The organism is Flavobacterium sp. I3-2, assembly GCF_013389595.1.
Lineage (GTDB): Bacteria > Bacteroidota > Bacteroidia > Flavobacteriales > Flavobacteriaceae > Flavobacterium.
On the sequence record NZ_CP058306.1, the window covers coordinates 864,799 to 885,156 of the forward strand.

Here is a 20,358-nt window from a genome sequence, read left to right on the forward strand (position 1 = left end):
AGCGGCATCCTTTTATGTAACGTAGTGAAATAAAAGATATAGCGGAAAGCTGGAAAAATTTGACCTAATAATAAAAATAAATCTTATATTGAAATTACTTGTAAACTCACAAAAATAAACAAAACACTTATAATCAATATTTTTTCACTAACTTGTAGTATTATATTAGATTTTTTTGATTTAACTATTAAATATATTGATTATGAAAAAAATACATTTTATTACATTTTATTTAATTTGTACAAGTGCAATAGCACAAAATTTTGAACCTGTATATAAACAAATGCCGACAATATCTGCTGAAAAATTTACTCCCGTAACACAAGATAGAGGCTTTGTACTTATTGGCAACCCGACAAGCACCTCTGACCTACCTCCAGCAACAATTGGCAAGCCTTACATTAATGAAGACTTCATTGAAGCAAGAGTTAACAATGGCGAAAAATTATTTAGGTTAAGATATAACAATCATGAAGATGTTATAGAATACGAAAAGTCCAAAAACGAAATACTTTTTCTAAACAAAGAAGCAAATACTTTAATAGAATTTACAAACGGGAAAAAATTATACCTAAAAGATGTCAAATATGGAAAAAAAACAGAAAATGGTTACTTCGAAAACGTAATTAAAGGTAATAATGTTTCTATTTTTAAAAATCAAAAAATCACATATTCAGAAGGAAATAAAAAAAGCAATGGATACTCACAAACTTCGCAACCAGAATACAAACCTGAAAAAGAAAAATTATATATTGAAATTGATGAAATTTTATATCCATTTGAATCCCCAAAAGATATTATTAAACTATTACCAAATCAAGAAAAAGATTTAAAAAAATATTTAAAAGAAAATAAAATCAGCTTAGAATCAATAACTGACATGAAAAAACTTATAGTTTTTATCGATGGTATTTATTAGTGTATTAACAACTTAAAAAACAATAAACTCCATCAGAGTTTTGAACTCTGACGGAGTTTAATATTTTAAAACCAACAAAACGATTTGTTTGCAGGGTTTGTCTTTTGGCCCAGATTGTAGCGGCATCCTTTTGCTTTTTATAAAAAGCAAAAGATATAGCGTTAAGCTGGAATCGCTTCAAATAGTCGAAAGTCGAAAACTTTTAGAACTTAAGATTCTACAACAATTGGGTTTTGAAGAATTTTATTGATTGGACATTTCTGTGCAATTAAATGCAAACGCTTCAATTGGTCTTCGGTTAAATCGCCTTTGAAGGCTACTTTCTTTCTAAAAATGGTTGTTCCAGGATTGGTTTCGGTATCGATTTCAACATCAACCAAAACTTCTTCTAGCGACCAATTGCTACGGTCGGCATACATTCGAACTGTCATGGCAACGCAACCAGCCAGCGAACCAGCTAAAAGCTCTTTCGGACTTGGTCCCAAATCTTTTCCGCCTTCACTTTCTGCTTGATCTGCGATAAAAGTTAAACTTTTTCCTTCAATAGTAGTTTTATATTTTTCTATTCCAATTTTTGCGTGTACTTTTTCCATGATTAATCTTTTTTTAATGGGTTTTGTGGTAATGGAACAAATTCAGTTTCTCCTGGAACTTTCGGGAATTCTTGTTTAATCCAACGTTCTTTAGCTTCGTCAATCGTTTCTCTGCTAGACGAAACAAAATTCCAAAAAATAAAATGTTCTTCTTCGAAAGGTTCGCCTCCGAATAAATAAAGAGTCGATCCGGCTTTGATATCAAAAGTACACAAATGTGCGTCTTTCGTAATTAAAATCTGTTTCGGTCCGAAAGCATTTCCGTTACTAGAAACTTCGCCTTCTAAAATATACAATCCACTTTCGCCATACAATCGATCGTGTAAATTAATGGTTTGATCTGCGTTTGCTTTTAGTTCGATCATATATAATTTACTATAAACAGGAACTGGAGATTTTATATCATCAAATTCACCTGCGATTAATTTAAAATCAACAGCATTTTCTGTCCAAGTTGGTAATTCATTTGCTTCGACATGTACGAAACTTGGATCGATGTCTTCTAAATGTTTTGGAAGCGCAATCCAAATCTGTAATCCATGAACCGATTTTTCTACATTTCGTAAATGATTTGGCGTTCGTTCTGAATGTACCACACCGTTTCCAGCCGTCATCCAATTTACGGCGCCTGGCTCAATCATTAAATCGTTTCCTAAACTGTCTTTATGTTGAATAGCACCTTCAAACAAAAAAGTTAATGTTGATAAACCAATATGCGGATGCGGTGCTACGTCTAAATTTTCACCTGCTTGTAATTTTTTCGGCCCCATGTGATCGATGAAAACAAACGGACCTATGTTTCGTTTTTGGCGAAAAGGCAACAATCTACCAACTAAAAAGTTACCGATATCAGCAGCTTTCTCTTCAAAAATATAATCTATGTTTGACATCTGTAGTAATTTATTTTTTATAAAGATACATGATTTATAAAAAACTAAAAGTTAATCTATGATAAGATAATTACAATATTATGCGACTTAAAAAATAATATAGTAATTTTGTGCAAAATTTAATTTCATGATCAAAATAGGAAATATTGAATTACCTGACCACCCGCTATTATTAGCTCCAATGGAAGATGTTAGTGATCCGCCTTTTCGTAGACTTTGTAAAGCACACGGAGCAGACTTGATGTATTCTGAATTTATTTCTTCAGAAGGATTGATTCGTGACGCAATGAAAAGCAGAATGAAATTAGATATTTTTGATTACGAGCGTCCGGTTGGCATTCAAATTTTCGGTGGTGATGAAGAAGCCATGGAACAATCGGCTCAAATTGTTGAAACAGTTCAGCCTGATTTGGTTGACATCAACTTTGGTTGCCCAGTTAAAAAAGTGGTAAGCAAAGGCGCCGGCGCAGGAGTTTTGAAAGATGTAGATTTAATGGTTCGACTTACTAAAGCGGTTATTAAAGGTACTAGTTTACCTGTTACGGTAAAAACACGTTTAGGTTGGGACGAAGAATCGATTAACATTGATGAAGTTGTTGAACGTTTACAAGATGTTGGTGTGCAAGCTTTGACGGTTCATGCGAGAACGAGAGCGCAGATGTACAAAGGTCATTCGGATTGGACGCATATCGAACGTATTAAAAACAACCCTAGAATTCATATTCCTATTTTTGGAAACGGTGATATCGATTCGCCGCAAAAAGCAAAAGAATACCGCGAGCGTTTTGGTTTAGACGGAATGATGATTGGACGCGCTGCGATTGGTTATCCTTGGATTTTTAATGAAATTAAACATTACGAAAAAACAGGAGAATTATTAGCGCCACCAACCATGAAAGACCGTTTAGAGGCGGCTAAAAACCATTTAATTTGGTCGATGGAATGGAAAGGTGAACGTTTGGGAATTGTGGAAATGCGCCGCCATTATACGAATTACTTTAAAGGTATTCACGGTTTCAAAGCGCATCGTCAGCGTTTGGTTACCGAAGATGATCCACAACAATTGTTACGCATCTTTGAAGAAATAGAAGATTTTTATAAAGATTATGTTATCGAACATTTATAAAACAAAATCCACTTGCTATTAAAAACGAGTGGATTTTTTTTTTATTAAATTCAGTAGTTTGGTAATCTAATATCATGTATTAATCTATAACTAACATAATGTAATCATAATTAGCATCTTTCTTAACTTCATTAAAAACAGGTTTAATTAAATGTTTCAACATTGATTTCGATGAAATATTAGCACATAAAAAAACGACGACTTTCTTTTCTGGATCTACGTTAATTTCACTTAAAACTTTCACTAGATTTTTATCAATCCCATTTAAATTTTCTAAATTAAAATTTTTGACAAAAACTAATTGCTGTCCACTACACCCAGCATTTTCTAGAACATTAGCACTATAAAACTTATCATATTGTAAAACACCAAAAACCCCAATTAAATTATTTTCAGTAATTTCATGAATAAAATCTGGATTATCACTATAAGAAACAGCGTAAATTTTATCTCTATCAAATTTATTTTTTTCAATAAACTCGTTTAAAACTTTAGGATATGCAGCTTTTTTAGTTTGTGCTTGAGCAAAACTTAAAGTAAGAAAAAATATACACGTTAAAATTTTCATTTTTTTAATTTATTAACCTGATAATCTAGTAATGTTTTTTTTACGGAGAAAAATAAGTCCGAATGAATTGCTGGAGTTAATCGAATGCATTCGAAAAGTAAATTCAATACAGGTTCATTCCATTTTTCACCTATCAAATAACTCGATTTATTTTCAATATAATCGTGAACCTTTTTTTTCTGTTCTTCCGAAATTATGTTTTTATATAATTCTAATTCTTCTAATTTTATGAGATGCGCTTTAAATTCAATTTCTTTGGGATGCAACGCTCTTAAATTAGATTGAAGAACCTCAAGCGTTAAGCTTTCTTGCATAAACGAAAGTGCATTTTCCATCTTACTCGTTGCTTCAAAACCGCGGTCGTAAAATTTATCCATTTCTATGTAAAAATCATAACGTGAGTTCCAATCGTCAAAAACATTATTTTGTTGTGCTTTTTGATAGAAAAAATTATAAATCAAAGCTTCATGAGCGTTCACTTTATTTTTTAACGCTTCTTTTTCCTTACTTAATGAATCCAGCAAACCCGAAGCTTGTTTTTTCTTATACTTAACACCATCAAAATCAAAAGTTTTAATACTGTGTTTTTCGGTAGCTAAAAAATTAATATCTCTATAATCATAATCAAGTGCTTGGTACAATTTGACCATTGCAACTTGCTCGTCAGTAAAAAGTGAATCAAAAGTTACTTCCTCAGAAATAGGTTGATATTCTGGCTTCTCAATTACAGGATTTATGCTATTAAAAAATCCATTATACGCTGAATTAAAAGTCAAAGATTGATAATATTCTGAAAACAAATTCATTTCGTCATTTATATCAATAAATTTCAAATCGATTAATTCGTGTTCTTTATAAAATTGCTTGGTAAGCGTTTCTTCTATTTTTTTTGTATCCGAAAACAAATGAGTAGCAGGAATATTTGAACCTAATTCTTTGGTAATTCCAAGTTTATTAATTGCCTGAATACGTTCTTTCATAGTTGGATGCGAAGCCCATTGGTCTTTGATATTTAAACGACTTTTGTTATTTGAATAAATTTCGTCAATCGTTACAATAGGAAATCTATCATTAAAAGCATGTTTTTTCTTTTCACCTAAAATTTTTAAGACTTGAGATTGAATCCTATAAAAATTTTCGAATTTAAATCCTTGTTTATATTTTGAATTTAAAAAGTCTATAGATGATTGGTCTGCAAAATCAGATAAATCTAAACGTGCCAATGTAATGCCCATGATTTCTGAACCAACTATATTTGTTGCCACTGCATCGGCATGAAACTCCATTTCGCGTGACAACGAAAGATGTGTAAGATTAATTACTTTATATAATCCTTTTAAAATAAATTGATAAAGACGCATAATCAAAAGAGAAAATCCTACTACAACCAGAAAGAAAAGATGTAAATTAGAAACCTTTCGAACAACATTTTCAAACGAACTATTTTCATAAACCAGATTAAAAACAATGCGATTGCAGTTGTAAACATAACTTCCGACTTTCATTGAATCTTGTGAGAAATGTCCAAATTCATGAGCTAAAATTCCTTTTAATTCTTGTTCTGTTGTAAGATTAACCAAACCGTATCCGATGATTAGATTTTTACGAACCGGCATAAGCATACTCCAAAACGAAGAATTATAAAAAACAGAAGCATTTACTTGACTTGAAATAAAAACTTTTTTAGGCATATCTGTTTTAACCTCAGCAGCAATTTCTTCAATCATTTTAAAAAGTTTCGGATGTTGACTTGGATAAATTTGAATCATTCCTTCGGTTACAGAAACCGATTTTTGAAACATAAATTTGAATAGAAAAATCAACAGAATTACCGCCGAACCCGCAATTGTAATTCCTAGTAAAATAACTCTATAATCATGAGCATTTACACTTAAAAACAGTGCAAAATAAAGCATTGTAAATGCAATTCCTAAACCTAGACAAATCATTAAAAGAAATACAACAAAAAATAAAACAATTGCTAAAACAGCTCGTTTGGTATGTTTTTTAAAATCAGAAGATACTTCAATATGCATAAATTATTTTTTTTGATTGGTTATTCTAATTTAAATAAAAAATGTTAAAAAACAAAAAAGCTTCCTTGATCGGAAGCTTTTTTGGCTATTTATCTTTTTCAGAAATGATATGCATTTCACGTTGTGGATACGGGATTGAAATTCCGGCTTTATCTAAAGCATTTTTAATTTCTTCTTGTAAACCATTACGGGTTGCCCAATAATCTTCTTTTAAAGCCCAAGCTCTAATGGTTAAATTAACTGAACTATCTGCTAATTCATTAACAAAAACTTCTGGAACTGGAGTTTGCAACACACGTTTATCATCATTCAGAACATTAAAAATTACGGTGCGAGCCGTTTTGATATTATCTTCATAACCGATTCCGATGTTGTATTCAAAACGACGGTTAGTGATTTTTGAATAATTTTTAATTACCGAATTTGCCAGCGGTCCATTTGGACTAAAAACTTTAATGCCGTTTGAAGTTGTTAACGAAGTATAAAGCAAATCAATTTTATCAACCGTTCCATCTGTTCCGGAAGCATTTTCAATATAATCTCCAACTTCAAACGGACGGAATAACAAAATTAAAACGCCACCTGCAAAATTAGAAAGCGAACCTTGCAAAGCCAAACCAACAGCTAAAACAACTCCAGATAAAGCTCCTAAAATGGCAGTCATTTGAAAACCTAAATTCGAAGCTACCGAAAGTACTAACAGAGCATACAAAACGAAATTAATGATTGATAATAAGAATCCACGTAATGATATGTCAACATTTCGTTTTTCAAATCTGTTTTTCACAATTCTTAAAACTGTTCTAATAATGAACAATCCAATCATCAAAAAAAGGAAACCTCTGAACAAATCAGGAATTGCATTTATAGACATCGCTATAATCTTCTCAACATAATCCGAAAGTTCAGAAACACGTTCAACAACTCCTTCTTTTACATTTTCTGGTTTAATTGCTTCAATAATTTGTTTTTTTTGTCCGGCTAACGTTATGGTGTCTTTAATCGTAATCGAATCTTTTACAATATTTAGTGAATCTTTACTCATCGTTTTATTTTTTACAAAAATAAAAAAGAGATGTAAAAACATCTCTTTTTCAGTACAATATTTTAAAAATTATAACGATAATTTTTTAGCAATTGCTTTTGGAACAGCATTTTTATTAACCATAATTGCTGTTGCTTTATATGTCATAAATTCTTTTGTCATATATAAATAACCTTTATGGTCGTTTGATAATCCCCAAGAGTTTTTAACGATATAATATTCTTTTCCGTTTTGGTCTTTAGAAATTCCAACGATATGCATTCCGTGGTCGTCTGTAGTTTCGTAGTTATCAAAAGCTTTTTGACGATCGTCTTCAGTTGTTTTCTTCTCAGGTTTTGGTCCGTTAAACATATCTGCTTTTTGCTCTGGAGTCATTACACCAAAATCGATTTCTGGCACATAAGCAATTCCATTTTTCCAGCTAAATCCTTTTTCAGAAACGTCACCAGCCCAAGCAACTGTATAACCGTTTTTCAATGCATTATCAACAATCTCAACCAATTCGTTCATCTTAACATTATAAACTAAATCAAAAGACCAGTTGTCTGGAACTAATAAAACGAATTTTGAGTAATATGGATATTCTTTGAAAGAAGAAATTTCTACATAATCATCAGGATTAATCCCAACCACTTGGTCAGCGAAAGTTTTAGGTGTGTATTTTTTACCTTCGTACATAAATTCCGCTGGAGCTTGACCTAAATACGTATCGATAACTGCTGTGTATGCATCAACCCAGTTATCAGATAATTTATCGTTTTTAATGATTGAACCTAAAAGAGCTTCGTTCATTTTAGACATTTCAGAGAAATTATTTCTTGTTTGTCCGTCACTTAAACCTGTATAAACTTCGCGTGGAACCGCACCATATTTTTTGTACATGTTCATTACATCATGAAACTGACCACCTTCGCCGAGCTCCACATTTCCGTGCATTTTTACATACATTTTTCCTTTTTCGATGTACGCATTACGAGCCGTATAAATCTGAGCTAACTCAACCGGTTTTTTTCCTTTACGAATCATTTCAGATTCGATGAATGAATTTCCTGAGTACGACCAACAAGTACCAGATGAACCTTGGTCTTTAATTGGTGTATTTTCTAAATTGATTACATCGGTAAATGTAAACAATTCTTTACTTTTTGCACTTTGATTATTTTTTACAGCATTTACTAAATTATCTTGAGCTAAAGCATTTCCAGAAATACCTAAAGCAATAATTAAAGCTGCTACGATTGGTTTTAATTTCAGTTTAAACATTATATTTTCAATTTATTTTTATAATAAGGCGCATAAAGATAATAATTGTTACATGATTACATGAATTAATTAACTAAAAAAGGAACCCGATTATTCAGATTCCTTTTTAAAAATTAATTTTGTTTTAAAGTTTCGTCTAACCAACGGAAAAATTCACCTTGCCAAACTTGAGCATTTTGAGGTTTTAAAACCCAGTGATTTTCTTCAGGAAGATAAACAAAACGCGATTTTATTCCTTGTAATTGTGCTGCTTGAAAAGCTTCTTGACCTTGACCAATCGGCACACGGAAATCATTTCCACCATGGAAAATTAAAATCGGTGTATTCCAGTTTGCAACATTATTTTTTGGATTAAACTCTTTATATGTTTTCATTGCAGCTTCGTTATTTTTATCCCAATAAGCTCCACCAGCATCCCAATTATTAAAGAAAACTTCCTCGGTAGTTCCGTACATCGATTCTAAATTGAAAACACCACAATGTGCAATTAACGATTTAAAACGATTGTTGTGAATTCCGGCTAAATAATAAACTGAATATCCGCCGTAACTCGCTCCAATTGCTCCTAATTTATCCTTATCTACGTAAGATTCTTTTGCTACTTCGTCAATTGCAGTTAAGTAATCTTGCATTACTTGTCCGCCCCAATCTTTAGAAATCGCTTCGTTCCACTCCACTCCGTGACCTGGCATTCCACGACGATTTGGCATAACAACAATATAACCTTCAGAAGCCATTAATTGAATGTTCCAACGGAAAGAATAAAACTGTGTCAATGCAGATTGTGGTCCACCTTGACAATATAATAAGGTTGGATATTTTTTATTTGGGTCAAAATTTGGAGGCAAAGCTACCCAAACCAACATTTTTTTACCATCTGTTGTAGTAACGTAACGTTTTTCAACTTTTACTTTAGCGATGTCTTTATAAGCTGCATCGTTAACATGTGTAATTTGGTTCCATTTTTTCGATTTTAAATCGTAAGAATAAACTTCAGTTGCTGTATTAAAATCGGTACGAGTTACAATTACTTTATCTCCTGAGAAACCTACAATACTTGTTACATCAAAATTTCCATTCGTAATTTGCTTAACTGTTGGAGCAATTCTTTTGCGTCCAGGAAAATTCACTTCAAAAAGCTGAATGGTTCCATCAACCGCAGCAGTGAAATAAATTTCTTCTCCGTTAGCACTCCAAACAAAACTATCAACGGTTCCGTCCCAGTTTGCTGTTAAATTCATATCAGCTCCCATGTAACGAACAATGATGTCGTTTTTATCAGCCTCGTAACCATCTCTTTTCATTTGCAACCACGACAATTCACCGTTAGGAGAAAACTGAGGATGTGTGTCGTAACCTTTATTATTCGGAGTTAAATTGGTTGTTTGCTTGGTTTCTAAATTATATTCATACAAATCGGTATTGGTACTTGTTGCATATTCAGTCCCAATTAATTTTTTAGATACATAAATAACCGATTTTCCATCAGGTGACCAAACGTAATCTTGGTCTCCGCCGAATGGTTTTTGAGGTGAGTTAAATGCTTCGTTTTCTAGGACATCAATTTTCTCATTATTTTCTAAGTTGGTAATAAAAACATGATTAAAAGTTCCGTCGTTATATGTATCCCAATGTCTGTAATCTAAACCGTCATAAACATAAACGTCCGATTTTTCCATTGTTGGATAATAATCCTTACCTAAAACTTTATTTACTTTAACTGCTTCGTCTGATAATTTAAATTTTCCGTCAGGAGAAATATTTTTATCAGCAACCAATCCTTCTAAAGATTCTAATTCTTTAAATTTTTTACCATCGATAGAAACTTGGTAATATTTAGAATTGATTTTATTTTCAGCCATATTCGGAGTTCCAACAGCATAGAATAAAGATTTACCATCTGCTGATAATCCAACCGGATTTACTCTACCCAATTCCCATAAAAGCTCCTTTGTCATGACTTTATTTTGAGCATTTGCAGACAAACCAGCAATACTTAAAGTTAGAATAAGTAATTTTTTCATTATTATATTTTTTAAACAGCGATAAAAATAAGGAAACTAATTGATTTATTAAATGATAAAAAAGACATTCTTTAAATATTGGAAAATGTTCTTAAAAAAATCTTAAAAACAGTTATTAATGAATACATCATAACTTATAAGTAAAAAAAAAAGAGTATTTTCACGGCTCAAAAAATTCTTCATCGTGAAAAGTAATAATAAATTATTTATTGCAATTATTGCAGCATTAATAATTGGTGTTGCAATCGGTGGAATTGTACATTATCAGTTCCCTGAATATATAGCCGGTTTTTCAAAGAACATCAAACTTTTAGGAACTATTTTCATCCGATTGGTTCAAATGATTATCGCACCTTTGGTTTTCTCAACCTTAGTTGTCGGAATCGCTAAAATGGGCGACATGAAAATGGTTGGACGTGTTGGTGGTAAAGCCATGGCTTGGTTTATTACAGCATCTTTAGTTTCGTTATTAATCGGATTGTTTTTAGTAAACTTAATGGCTCCAGGAAAAGGAACTTCTATACAAATGGATAATCCTGCAGAAGCCGCTTCAGATTTACTTAAAAATTCTCAGAATTTCTCAGTTGAACAATTTGTAACTCATATTTTTCCAAAAAGTATTTTCGAAGCCTTTGCAACTAACGAAATTTTACAAATTGTCGTTTTCTCAATTATTTTTGGAGTCGCATTAGCCGCCATAGGTAAAGAAGGCGAAAAACTAACCAAAGCTTTAGACACAATTGCACACGTAGTTTTAAAAATGGTAAACTACATTATGTGGGTTGCACCATTAGGTGTACTTGGTGCGGTTGCTGCTGCTGTTGCAAGTTATGGTTTTGAAATCTTTACCCTTTATGCAAACTATCTTCTAGCATTCGTAATTGGTATTTTAACTCTTTGGGCAGTAATGTTATTAGTTGGGTATTTGATTTTAGGAAATCGTTTGTGGGATTTATTAAGACACATTAAAACACCATTACTTGTAGCATTTACAACAACAAGTAGTGAAGCCGTTTTCCCTAAAATGGTTGAAGAATTAGAAAAATTTGGTTGTCAACCTAAGATTGTTTCATTTACGCTGCCATTAGGATATTCGTTTAATCTTGACGGAAGTATGATGTACATGACATTTGCCAGTGTTTTCATTGCTCAAGTTTATGGAATTGACATGCCTTTAGAAAAACAATTACTAATGTTATTGGTTTTAATGCTAACCAGTAAAGGTGTTGCAGGAGTTCCAAGAGCGTCTTTAATTGTTGTAGTAGCAACTTGTGCGATGTTCGGAATTCCACCAGAAGGAATTGCACTTATCTTACCAATTGACCACTTCTGTGATATGGCGCGTAGTATGACAAATGTTTTAGGAAATGCTTTATCAACTGCTGCAGTTGATAAATGGGAAGGAAAATCATTACAAACAGAACAAGAATAAAAACAACTATATAATAAAATGGAGCATTTTAATTGGGCAGATTTAATCAATCCCGAATTTTATATCAACTTAGAAATTGCAGGTCACAAAATTGGAATCTATGTAATCCTTTTCATCATTTTTGCTGAAACAGGTTTATTGGTTGGATTCTTTTTACCAGGAGATAGTTTACTTTTCTTATCAGGAATTTACAGTAAATCATTGATGGCCGAATTTATTTACATCGAAAATGATTTTATGAATGTTTGGGCACTAGCTTCATTAGTTGCTTTGGCAGGAATCATCGGAAATACTTTTGGATATTGGTTTGGCGCAAAAAGTGGAAACTATTTATACCAAAAAGAAGACAGTTGGATTTTTAAGAAAAAATACCTTTTTGAATCAAAAGCTTTCTTTGAAAAACACGGCGGAAGAGCAATTATTTTTGCACGTTTCTTACCAATCATCAGGACGTTTGCTCCAATTATCGCAGGAATTGCCAACATGGAAATTAAACGTTTTATGTTTTACAACATATTAAGTTCTTTTTTATGGGCGTATTCGTTAATTTTTGCAGGTCATTATTTATACCGATTTTTATTAGATAGCTACGAAGTAGATTTAACTCATTATATCGAGTATATCATTATTATCATCGTACTAATCACAACAGTTCCGCTAGTAATGAAAGCAATCAAATCAAGAAATAACTAAACGACATAATTTATATCAAATCCAAGTAGCTTTTACTTGGATTTTTTATTTAACCTGAATACAGTTTCTACAATCACACTTAAAAATAAAAAGATATATTTGTTGAAAATTTCTAAACATGATTCGCAAGATTTTTAAATTCATATTTAAAGTAATTTTATGGTTTTTTGGACTATCGATTGGCTCGACTATTCTGTTTAAATTCATACCTGTTCCATTTACACCATTAATGTTTATCAGGACTTTTGAACAAATTTCGACAGGTGAAAAAGTGGTTTGGAAACACGATTGGATTAGTATCGACGAAATGCCAATTAACATTCAAAAAGCAGTTATTGCAAGCGAAGATGGTAAATTTACCTCTCATAACGGATTTGATTTTGATGCGATTGAAAAAGCTTATAAAAACAACCAAAAAGGAAAACGCGTAAAAGGCGGAAGTACGATTAGCCAACAAACCGCAAAAAATGTTTTTCTATGGCCTGGACGTAGTTTCATCAGAAAAGGATTCGAAGCTTATTTTACTGTTTTAATTGAACTTATTTGGGGAAAAGAACGCATCATGGAAGTTTATTTAAATTCGATTGAGATGGGGAATGGCATTTATGGAATTGAAGCTGCATCAGAACATTGGTTTGGTAAAAAAGCAGAAAATTTATCTAAAAATGAAGCCGCAGCAATCGCAGCAATCCTGCCAAATCCGCGAGTTTACAAAGCTAAAAATTCTTCAGGATACATAAACAGACGAAAGAATGCTATCTCACGACAAATGAATCTTTATCCGAAACCGGATTATAATAAATAAAAGCAAAAGCTATTTCAAATGTAACGAAATAGCTTTTTTGTTTAAAAATTAAAGCGCAATTGAATGAGTTTAGGTTTGGTTTCTTTGTTGTTTAAATTTGTCATTGAAACACCAATTAAACGCACAGAATTCCTAAGCTTTTCTTGATATAACAATTTCAATGAAGCATCAAAAATTAAATCTTTATTGGATATAAAATAAGGTAAAGTTTCGCTTCTAGTTTGAACAGTAAAATCGCTATATTTAATTTTCAACGTAATTGTTTTTCCAGAAACACCTCGTTTTTTTAATCTAAAATCCAATTCTTCAGCAATAAAATTTAATTTATCTTTCAGGAAAACTTCCGAAGTTAGATTGGTTTCAAATGTACGTTCGGCTGCAATTGATTTTGGAATTCGATTGGGTTGCACGGGTGAATTGTGAATTCCACGAGAGATATTATAATAATGCTGCGCTGAATTTCCGAAATGTTCTTCAAGAAATTCTAAGGTTTTTTGTTTTAAATCTAATCCTGTAAAAATTCCTAAATGATACATTTTATCAGCTGTTTTTTGCCCGATTCCAAAAAACTTTTTTATTTCTAAAGTTTCAATAAAAGATTCAATTTCATCGGGATTAATTGTTTTTTGACCATTTGGTTTGTTGTAATCCGATGCAATTTTTGCAATAAACTTATTGGTTGAAATTCCCGCTGAAGCCGTTAAACCTGTTTTTTCAAAAATCTTTAAACGAATTTCTTCAGCAATTAAACTCGCACTTTTCATTCCTTTTTTGTTTTCTGTAACATCTAAAAAAGCTTCGTCTAATGAAAGTGGTTCAACTAAATTGGTGTATTCATAAAAAATAGAATGTACCATTTTTGAAATTTCTTTGTAACGTTCAAATCTAGGTTTTACGAAAATCAAATCTGGACAGCGTTTGATTGCAACTGAACCTGTTAACGCACTTCGAACACCAAATTTTCGAGCTTCATAACTCGCTGCCGAAATCACACCTCGGATTTCATTTCCGCCAACAGCAATTGGTAACCCTCTTAATTCAGGATTATCAAGCTGTTCTACAGAAGCATAAAATGCATCCATATCAATATGTATGATTTTTCGATAGGTCGGCATAAAAAAAAAAGAATCTCAAAAAAAAGAGATTCTCAAAGTTATAAACTATTTCTGTTTCTTGGTGGGAAAAAAAAGTGTGTTGGGTATTGTTTAAAATGACTCCAAACAGATTTTTGAAGAGAGAAAACTTCAAAGATTGGAATATCTCTAGAACGTAAAGCCAATCCCAAAGAAAGTGCAAAACTTACAATGAAGTTAAAGAAACCAATTAAAATCAATCCAACAATACACCAAATCCAAGTGGATAAAGTCAATGCGAAATCTGCGCCATAAGCTCCAAGAGCAATATTTCCACTAGCAAATGTAATGTGACGAATATCTAAATTTAAACCTAAAAATATTCCAATTGAATGCGTGCTTCCCATAAAGATACCAAACCAAAAATTTGAGATAATTCCAGGCCATTTTTGTTCTAACCAAGAAGCAATTTTAGCGGTTTTGGCAACTCCTAAACTACGTTTCAAAAAAGGATTTTCTTGAATTCGATAATAAACCTGATTATGTTTGTTCTTATTAGAAACATTTCCTGAAATTATTCCTGACAAAAATAAAAAAACACCTGCGATTGAAGCGTGAAAAATAGCCGCAGATTTAACTGGGTTAACATCATTTAATAAGGTGTGCCATTTGGTATCTGTAATATTAATTCCGGTTGATAAATCAATCAGCCAAATCAATAACAAAGCAACTGGAAAGGCCAAAATTACGTTTCCAACAAAGGCAATGAATTGCGAACGAAATAATCGAGCAAATAAATGAGCGAACGCCTTGTGCTTTTCGGATGGTTTTTCATTTGCTTTTAATCCTTCTTCGATAACTTTAATTAAAGTTGAAGCCGTCATCGCTGGCTGTTTCGTTGCTAAAGTAAAACCAAAAAGATAGATTAAAATAAAACCAATCGAATAGTTCATACTGTACAAAAACGCAAAACCGAAATCGCTGGTTTCTGCTTTTGACATCAAAACTTTAATTACACATAAAAAACCTACAATTAAACCACCTCCTAAAGCTCCTTTGAACATTTTGAAATATTCATTTGCAGACTCAGTAATGTAATGTTCGCCCGTTTTGGCTGTATGCTGTGTGATTTCGTAAGAAATTAATTGGGTACTTTCTCCGATTAATTTTTTTACGTTGTTTTTATAACAATTATATTCAATCAGTTTTAATGAAAGATTTATAGATTGTCTGATTTTATCAGATTCTTCGCGAACAATAAACAACGACAATAAAATTTCTACACGAATCAACTGTTGCCTAATTCTAAGTAAACTTTGATTCACTTTCATCGTAATTCCAAATTTTGAACTATTCTTAAAAGCTTGTCTTACAAAATCAACACATTGTTTGTGAAGGATAACTAATTGTTTATAATTTAAATCGTTAGAATCTACATAAGTAATTTCACGATTTCTTAATTGTTTTTCAATCTCTAGAAATTCTTTTTCTAAACCTAAAAAAGGACTTTCAAGATGATTATATTCCGGAACCATTCGAATAATATTCGTTTCCATAGAACGACCGCTCATTCGTTGTGTAATGATACCGATTGCGTACATCACTTCAGAAAGTGCATCTTTTTTTATTTTATGAGCTGTGAAAACATCAGGAAGTTGAAGTACTTCAAAAAGTTCAATAAGTTCATTGTAAGGTATTTTATTTATCCAAATAAAATCGGTTTCCTTATAAAAGACTTGGTTTAAAACGTATTCTAATGTTTCTTTTTCAGGTTGATAAGGTAATATTTTTAAGGAGATTCGTTTTCTGATTTCATAAATAAAATCAGAATCTTGTATAATACCAGCATCAGAAATCATACGACTAAAGCTTCTTCCACTTAAAAGATTTTTCAAATATTCTGCAAATAATAAACGGTGATTTTCGTTTTCGATTAAATGCGCTATCAAATCAATTAAAGTAACACTTTTTGTTTTTTTCGAATTTGACGGTCTAAAATAAGCTACTATTTCATACAGAAATATAAAATCATCAGGAAAAAGAACTTCGTCATTAACAACATATTTGTTGAAAATTTCGGAGATAGACGATGGTTTATTTTGCTTTCTAAATAATTTCATATTTGAATATTTAAATCGATATTTGAATTTCTAAAACAAATCATGATGCTTGAAATAGAAAGAAAATACAAGGCTAAAAATACTACTTTTTTGAATGAAACTAAAATTTCATTTAAAATAAATCAAGGATATTTGAACTCTTCTGCTGAGCGTACAGTTCGCGTTCGAACCAAAGACAACAAAGGTTTTATCACTATAAAAGGAAAAAGTAATTCTAGCGGAACAACACGTTTTGAATGGGAGAAAGAAATTCCGTTTGATGAAGCTATTGAACTTTTAAAACTATGTGAAGATTATATCATTGAAAAAACACGACATATTGTTATTTATGAGAATAAAACTTTTGAAATCGATGTTTTTGAGGGAAAAAATTCAGGCCTAATTATAGTTGAAGTTGAGCTCGAAAATGAAAACGAAAAAATAAAACTTCCAGAATGGATTGGCGATGAGGTAACTAGTGATGAAAAATATTACAATTCATTTATCAGCAATCATCCATTTTGCAATTGGTAATTAATTTAAAATTCTAATCGAAACTTTTAATTTTCCTTTATTAGGATTATCACTTATTTTCATAAAAGCTTTTTGAGACAAATCGATTTCCATTCCTTTTGTAAATGGACCGCGGTCATTAATAACGACAATTACACTTTTGTTGTTTTCAAGATTTGTGACTTCTACCTTAGTTCCAAAAGAAAGTGTTTTGTGAGCAGCCGTTAACTTGCTATTTGAAAAAACACTTCCATCGGCAGTTTTTCGACCATTAAATTTATCGTGATAGTAACAAGCAAAAGCCTCACTTTTATAAAATGAGGCTTTTGATTTTGTTGATTTACAAGATGCAACTAAAAATAAAATTGCAAACAAGTAAACTATTTTTTTACAACATAAATTCATCTAAACTTTCTTGTAAATCTAGTTTTGAATCTTCGTAATCTTCTGGTAAAACTTCAATTTTTACATTTAACGTTCCAGCTCCTTTGTTGTGTGTTATATCCAAAAAAGCTTGTTTTGATAAATCCAACTGACGTCCTTTTGTAAAAGGTCCGCGGTCATTAACGGTTACAATTACTGATTCGTCATTTTCATTATTTGTAACTCGAATCTTTGAACCAAATGGTAAAGTTTTATGAGCTGCTGTATATTTTTTATTGCTAAAAATTTGCCCACTAGCCGTTTTCTTACCATTAAATTTATCGTGATAATAAGAAGATTTTGCGTTTTCATTTAATAATTCAACCTCATCTTCTAGTGCTAATAATTCAGAGTTAATTGACATTATTTCTGTCATTTCAGAAGTGCTCTCCATCATCAAATCAGAAGTATCATTAACCGACAATGAAGCTAGCTCTTTTGAATAAACTTCAGTTTCATTATTTTTTTCTTGTTCAACTGTTGCGAATTGTGTATTATAAACACCAAATCCAATTGCAGTAAGCAATAAAATTGACAAACTTAAAATGTGCGTTATTTTTTTATTCATAATCGTTTCTTTTAAATTCGGCAAACTAAATCAATAATTTTACCAAAGTTTTGTTCTGTTTCCAGAACTAATTAATATATTATGCAAACCATACTGCCCAAGGAATTCTTGATAAAATTAATAACAATCCTATGATGTAGAAAATAGCAAAAGGTTTGAATTTTGCATTTCCGTCTGCGATTTTTTTATGTTTTGACCAACCAATTGTAATTAATACAATTGCAATGATGTTAATTAACGGGTGTTCTAAAGCATATAATCGTAATGTAGAATCTTTCATTGCACTTCCCATACTTACTACAAGCGGAGAAACAAAATATAAGATTAAACCTAATAAAAGCTGAATATGAGAAAAAATCAAGGCAAATAAACCAATTTTACGATCTCTATCAACAAATTCTCTTTTAGTTGCTAATGCTATAATTGCGTTTAATGATGCAATTAACAATAGTATAATAACTAAATAAGCTACACCTGAATGTGCCTCTTTTACAATGTTGTACATAATTATTTTTATTGTTTGTTAGGTGGCAAAGATAACAATAATTACCAACTAACCTACACCTGTTTTTTTAAACAAAGGCAAATGTATTAATTATCAAGTAGATAACAAAATTTTAACTAAAATTTATAACATTTTTTTAGGATTTAACTCGTTTAAAAACATCATTTTAAACAAAAAAATGTACTGATCATAAGGTTTTACAACTGTTGGAAAAATTAAATAAAATTATTTTTTTAGATAACTCTAAAATTTAATTTTTAAAACATGAAAAAACATTAAATTTGTAATAAAATTTATAAAATGCTTAGTCATTCAGAAGAAAATTATTTAAAAGCGATTTATCATCTTTCCTTAATAGAAGATTCTGGTGTTTCTACCAATGCAATTGCGCAGAAAATGAATACCAAAGCTTCGTCTGTAACGGATATGATTAAGAAGCTTAGTGAAAAAGAATTAATCGATTATCAAAAATATCAAGGTGTCACATTGACTTCTGATGGGAAAATGCGCGCCAAAATGGTTATTCGAAAACATCGGTTATGGGAGGTTTTCTTAGTAGAAAAGTTAGATTTTTCTTGGGATGAAGTTCATAATGTTGCTGAAGAATTGGAGCATATAAAGTCAGAAAAGTTAATTAATAAATTAGATGCTTTTTTAGGTTTTCCTAAAGAAGACCCTCATGGAGACCCGATTCCGAATGCAAATGGAGAGATTTTTATATCCGAAAAGTTTTTGTTAAATGAAATGGAAGCTTCACAAATTTGTATTTGTGTTGGAGTAAAAGATACTTCTTCTGAGTTTCTTCAATATTTAGACCGTCAAAATATTGCTTTAGGAAAAACTATTGTTGTAAAATCTAAAGAAAGTTTTGATAATTCAATGGTGATTGAAGTGAATAACAATGAAATTATGATTTCTAATAAAATAGCCAATAATATTTTGGTAAAAAGACAGTAAATATGAATGAGATTATTCAATATTTCGAAAGTATTAATCCTGTTTTGGCAGCCTTTTACGCAACTGTTTTTACATGGGCGATGACTGCTTTGGGTGCTGCAACAGTTTATTTATTTAAAAATCCGTCTAAAAAATTATTGGACGGAATGCTTGGTTTTACAGGTGGTGTAATGATAGCGGCTAGTTTTTGGAGTTTGTTATCGCCAGCTATAGCAATGAGTCCGGGTGAAGGTTTTGTAAAAGTAGCGCCTGCTGCCATTGGGTTTGGTTTAGGTGCTTTGTTTCTTTTTGGGCTTGATAAAGTTTTGCCTCATTTACATTTAAATCACGATGAAGAAACTAAAGAAGGTATAAAAACACCTTGGCAAAAAACGACACTTTTAGTACTTGCGATTACACTTCATAATATTCCGGAAGGTTTAGCGGTTGGTGTTTTGTTCGGTGGTGTTGCAGCAGGAATTCCAGAAGCTACAATTGCTGGTTCTTTAACTTTAGCAATTGGAATTGGTTTACAAAATTTACCTGAAGGATTAGCGGTTTCATTTCCGCTTAGACGCGCTGGTATGAGCAAAAAAAATAGTTTTTTATACGGACAAAGTTCGGCATTGGTTGAACCTGCTGCTGCTGTAGTTGGCGCATTGGCAGTCGGATTTTTCACTCCGATTTTACCTTATGCTTTGGCATTTGCAGCTGGTGCTATGGTTTTTGTTGTTATAGAAGAAGTTGTTCCTGAAACGCAACAAGGTAATAATTCTGATATTGCAACACTCGGTTTTGTTGGTGGTTTTATAGCCATGATGGTTTTAGATGTTGCTTTAGGATAAAA

Annotated in this window: 20 protein-coding genes; 8 read left to right on the plus strand and 12 right to left on the minus strand. The window is 31.5% G+C overall.

Going from position 1 to position 20,358, the window contains the following annotated elements:
• Positions 1-196: 196 nt before the first annotated feature.
• Positions 197-919: a hypothetical protein gene (locus tag HW119_RS04165; RefSeq protein ID WP_177761446.1), complete on the plus strand. Its 723-nt coding sequence runs from the start codon at positions 197-199 to the stop codon at positions 917-919.
• 209 nt (positions 920-1,128) lie between these two features.
• On the opposite strand, the gene HW119_RS04170 is transcribed toward HW119_RS04165, so the two are convergent.
• Positions 1,129-1,512 (minus strand): OsmC family protein, encoded by a 384-nt coding sequence (locus tag HW119_RS04170; RefSeq protein WP_177761448.1) that lies wholly within the window; start codon positions 1,510-1,512, stop codon positions 1,129-1,131.
• Between the two features lie 2 nt (positions 1,513-1,514).
• Positions 1,515-2,402: a pirin family protein gene (locus tag HW119_RS04175; RefSeq protein ID WP_177761450.1), complete on the minus strand. Its 888-nt coding sequence runs from the start codon at positions 2,400-2,402 to the stop codon at positions 1,515-1,517.
• 127 nt (positions 2,403-2,529) lie between these two features.
• Between HW119_RS04175 and dusB the strand changes: the two genes are divergently transcribed.
• A complete protein-coding gene (gene dusB, locus HW119_RS04180) occupies positions 2,530-3,528 on the plus strand; it encodes a tRNA dihydrouridine synthase DusB (protein WP_177761452.1) in 999 nt (332 codons plus the stop codon).
• A gap of 79 nt (positions 3,529-3,607) precedes the next feature.
• Here the strand turns inward: dusB and HW119_RS04185 are convergent, their stop codons facing one another.
• The 5 genes from HW119_RS04185 to HW119_RS04205 all read right to left on the minus strand — a co-directional run bounded on the left by HW119_RS04185 (position 3,608) and on the right by HW119_RS04205 (position 10,464).
• Positions 3,608-4,096: a hypothetical protein gene (locus HW119_RS04185; protein ID WP_177761454.1), complete on the minus strand. Its 489-nt coding sequence runs from the start codon at positions 4,094-4,096 to the stop codon at positions 3,608-3,610.
• Entirely contained in the window at positions 4,093-6,132 is a 2,040-nt protein-coding gene (locus tag HW119_RS04190; RefSeq protein ID WP_177761456.1) for a M48 family metalloprotease, read from the minus strand. The genes HW119_RS04185 and HW119_RS04190 overlap by 4 nt, the downstream gene beginning before the upstream one ends.
• A gap of 85 nt (positions 6,133-6,217) precedes the next feature.
• On the minus strand, positions 6,218-7,177 hold the full coding sequence (locus HW119_RS04195) for a mechanosensitive ion channel family protein (RefSeq protein ID WP_255497988.1): 960 nt from the start codon (positions 7,175-7,177) through the stop codon (positions 6,218-6,220).
• Between the two features lie 69 nt (positions 7,178-7,246).
• Positions 7,247-8,440 (minus strand): aminopeptidase C, encoded by a 1,194-nt coding sequence (locus HW119_RS04200; protein ID WP_177761458.1) that lies wholly within the window; start codon positions 8,438-8,440, stop codon positions 7,247-7,249.
• A gap of 113 nt (positions 8,441-8,553) precedes the next feature.
• Entirely contained in the window at positions 8,554-10,464 is a 1,911-nt protein-coding gene (locus HW119_RS04205) for a S9 family peptidase (protein ID WP_177761460.1), read from the minus strand.
• A gap of 184 nt (positions 10,465-10,648) precedes the next feature.
• On the opposite strand from HW119_RS04205, the gene HW119_RS04210 reads away from it, so the two are divergent.
• The 3 genes from HW119_RS04210 (at position 10,649) to mtgA (ending at position 13,394) form a co-directional block, all read left to right on the plus strand.
• Positions 10,649-11,896, plus strand: a complete 1,248-nt coding sequence (locus tag HW119_RS04210; protein WP_177761462.1) for a dicarboxylate/amino acid:cation symporter — start codon at positions 10,649-10,651, stop codon at positions 11,894-11,896.
• 18 nt (positions 11,897-11,914) lie between these two features.
• A complete protein-coding gene (locus tag HW119_RS04215) occupies positions 11,915-12,589 on the plus strand; it encodes a DedA family protein (protein ID WP_177761464.1) in 675 nt (224 codons plus the stop codon).
• Positions 12,590-12,707: 118 nt separating this feature from the next.
• Positions 12,708-13,394: a monofunctional biosynthetic peptidoglycan transglycosylase gene (gene mtgA / locus HW119_RS04220; protein WP_177761466.1), complete on the plus strand. Its 687-nt coding sequence runs from the start codon at positions 12,708-12,710 to the stop codon at positions 13,392-13,394.
• Between the two features lie 41 nt (positions 13,395-13,435).
• Here the strand turns inward: mtgA and dinB are convergent, their stop codons facing one another.
• The gene (gene dinB, locus HW119_RS04225; protein ID WP_177761468.1) at positions 13,436-14,509 is read right to left on the minus strand and encodes a DNA polymerase IV; all 1,074 of its coding nucleotides are present in this window, start codon (positions 14,507-14,509) and stop codon (positions 13,436-13,438) included.
• Between the two features lie 38 nt (positions 14,510-14,547).
• Positions 14,548-16,587, minus strand: a complete 2,040-nt coding sequence (locus HW119_RS04230) for a recombinase (protein WP_177761470.1) — start codon at positions 16,585-16,587, stop codon at positions 14,548-14,550.
• 45 nt (positions 16,588-16,632) lie between these two features.
• Between HW119_RS04230 and HW119_RS04235 the strand changes: the two genes are divergently transcribed.
• Positions 16,633-17,100, plus strand: coding sequence for a CYTH domain-containing protein (locus HW119_RS04235; RefSeq protein ID WP_177766527.1), 468 nt, complete (start codon positions 16,633-16,635; stop codon positions 17,098-17,100).
• Here HW119_RS04235 and HW119_RS04240 read toward each other — a convergent pair whose 3' ends face one another.
• From HW119_RS04240 to HW119_RS04250, 3 genes are all read right to left on the minus strand, one after another.
• The gene (locus HW119_RS04240; RefSeq protein ID WP_255497991.1) at positions 17,101-17,454 is read right to left on the minus strand and encodes a septal ring lytic transglycosylase RlpA family protein; all 354 of its coding nucleotides are present in this window, start codon (positions 17,452-17,454) and stop codon (positions 17,101-17,103) included. It abuts the gene before it with no gap.
• 13 nt (positions 17,455-17,467) lie between these two features.
• Positions 17,468-18,070, minus strand: coding sequence for a septal ring lytic transglycosylase RlpA family protein (locus HW119_RS04245; RefSeq protein WP_317171516.1), 603 nt, complete (start codon positions 18,068-18,070; stop codon positions 17,468-17,470).
• 79 nt (positions 18,071-18,149) lie between these two features.
• Entirely contained in the window at positions 18,150-18,575 is a 426-nt protein-coding gene (locus tag HW119_RS04250; RefSeq protein ID WP_177761474.1) for a hypothetical protein, read from the minus strand.
• Between the two features lie 300 nt (positions 18,576-18,875).
• Between HW119_RS04250 and HW119_RS04255 the strand changes: the two genes are divergently transcribed.
• Both HW119_RS04255 and HW119_RS04260 read left to right on the plus strand, forming a co-directional pair.
• Positions 18,876-19,532 (plus strand): metal-dependent transcriptional regulator, encoded by a 657-nt coding sequence (locus HW119_RS04255; RefSeq protein WP_177761476.1) that lies wholly within the window; start codon positions 18,876-18,878, stop codon positions 19,530-19,532.
• Positions 19,533-19,534: 2 nt separating this feature from the next.
• Positions 19,535-20,356, plus strand: coding sequence for a ZIP family metal transporter (locus tag HW119_RS04260; protein ID WP_177761478.1), 822 nt, complete (start codon positions 19,535-19,537; stop codon positions 20,354-20,356).
• Positions 20,357-20,358: the final 2 nt, after the last annotated feature.

What these genes read in the sequence shown, in the direction of transcription:
- HW119_RS04195 (WP_255497988.1), bottom strand. Translation starts at nt 7,177, where the DNA reads ATGAGTAAAGATTCACTAAATATTGTAAAAGATTCGATTACGATTAAA.
- HW119_RS04200 (WP_177761458.1), bottom strand. Translation starts at nt 8,440, where the DNA reads ATGTTTAAACTGAAATTAAAACCAATCGTAGCAGCTTTAATTATTGCT.
- HW119_RS04230 (WP_177761470.1), bottom strand. Translation starts at nt 16,587, where the DNA reads ATGAAATTATTTAGAAAGCAAAATAAACCATCGTCTATCTCCGAAATT.
- HW119_RS04205 (WP_177761460.1), bottom strand. Translation starts at nt 10,464, where the DNA reads ATGAAAAAATTACTTATTCTAACTTTAAGTATTGCTGGTTTGTCTGCA.
- HW119_RS04185 (WP_177761454.1), bottom strand. Translation starts at nt 4,096, where the DNA reads ATGAAAATTTTAACGTGTATATTTTTTCTTACTTTAAGTTTTGCTCAA.
- HW119_RS04170 (WP_177761448.1), bottom strand. Translation starts at nt 1,512, where the DNA reads ATGGAAAAAGTACACGCAAAAATTGGAATAGAAAAATATAAAACTACT.
- HW119_RS04260 (WP_177761478.1), top strand. Translation starts at nt 19,535, where the DNA reads ATGAATGAGATTATTCAATATTTCGAAAGTATTAATCCTGTTTTGGCA.
- HW119_RS04235 (WP_177766527.1), top strand. Translation starts at nt 16,633, where the DNA reads ATGCTTGAAATAGAAAGAAAATACAAGGCTAAAAATACTACTTTTTTG.
- mtgA (WP_177761466.1), top strand. Translation starts at nt 12,708, where the DNA reads ATGATTCGCAAGATTTTTAAATTCATATTTAAAGTAATTTTATGGTTT.
- HW119_RS04190 (WP_177761456.1), bottom strand. Translation starts at nt 6,132, where the DNA reads ATGCATATTGAAGTATCTTCTGATTTTAAAAAACATACCAAACGAGCT.
- dusB (WP_177761452.1), top strand. Translation starts at nt 2,530, where the DNA reads ATGATCAAAATAGGAAATATTGAATTACCTGACCACCCGCTATTATTA.
- HW119_RS04245 (WP_317171516.1), bottom strand. Translation starts at nt 18,070, where the DNA reads ATGAATAAAAAAATAACGCACATTTTAAGTTTGTCAATTTTATTGCTT.
- HW119_RS04255 (WP_177761476.1), top strand. Translation starts at nt 18,876, where the DNA reads ATGCTTAGTCATTCAGAAGAAAATTATTTAAAAGCGATTTATCATCTT.
- HW119_RS04215 (WP_177761464.1), top strand. Translation starts at nt 11,915, where the DNA reads ATGGAGCATTTTAATTGGGCAGATTTAATCAATCCCGAATTTTATATC.
- HW119_RS04175 (WP_177761450.1), bottom strand. Translation starts at nt 2,402, where the DNA reads ATGTCAAACATAGATTATATTTTTGAAGAGAAAGCTGCTGATATCGGT.
- dinB (WP_177761468.1), bottom strand. Translation starts at nt 14,509, where the DNA reads ATGCCGACCTATCGAAAAATCATACATATTGATATGGATGCATTTTAT.
- HW119_RS04250 (WP_177761474.1), bottom strand. Translation starts at nt 18,575, where the DNA reads ATGTACAACATTGTAAAAGAGGCACATTCAGGTGTAGCTTATTTAGTT.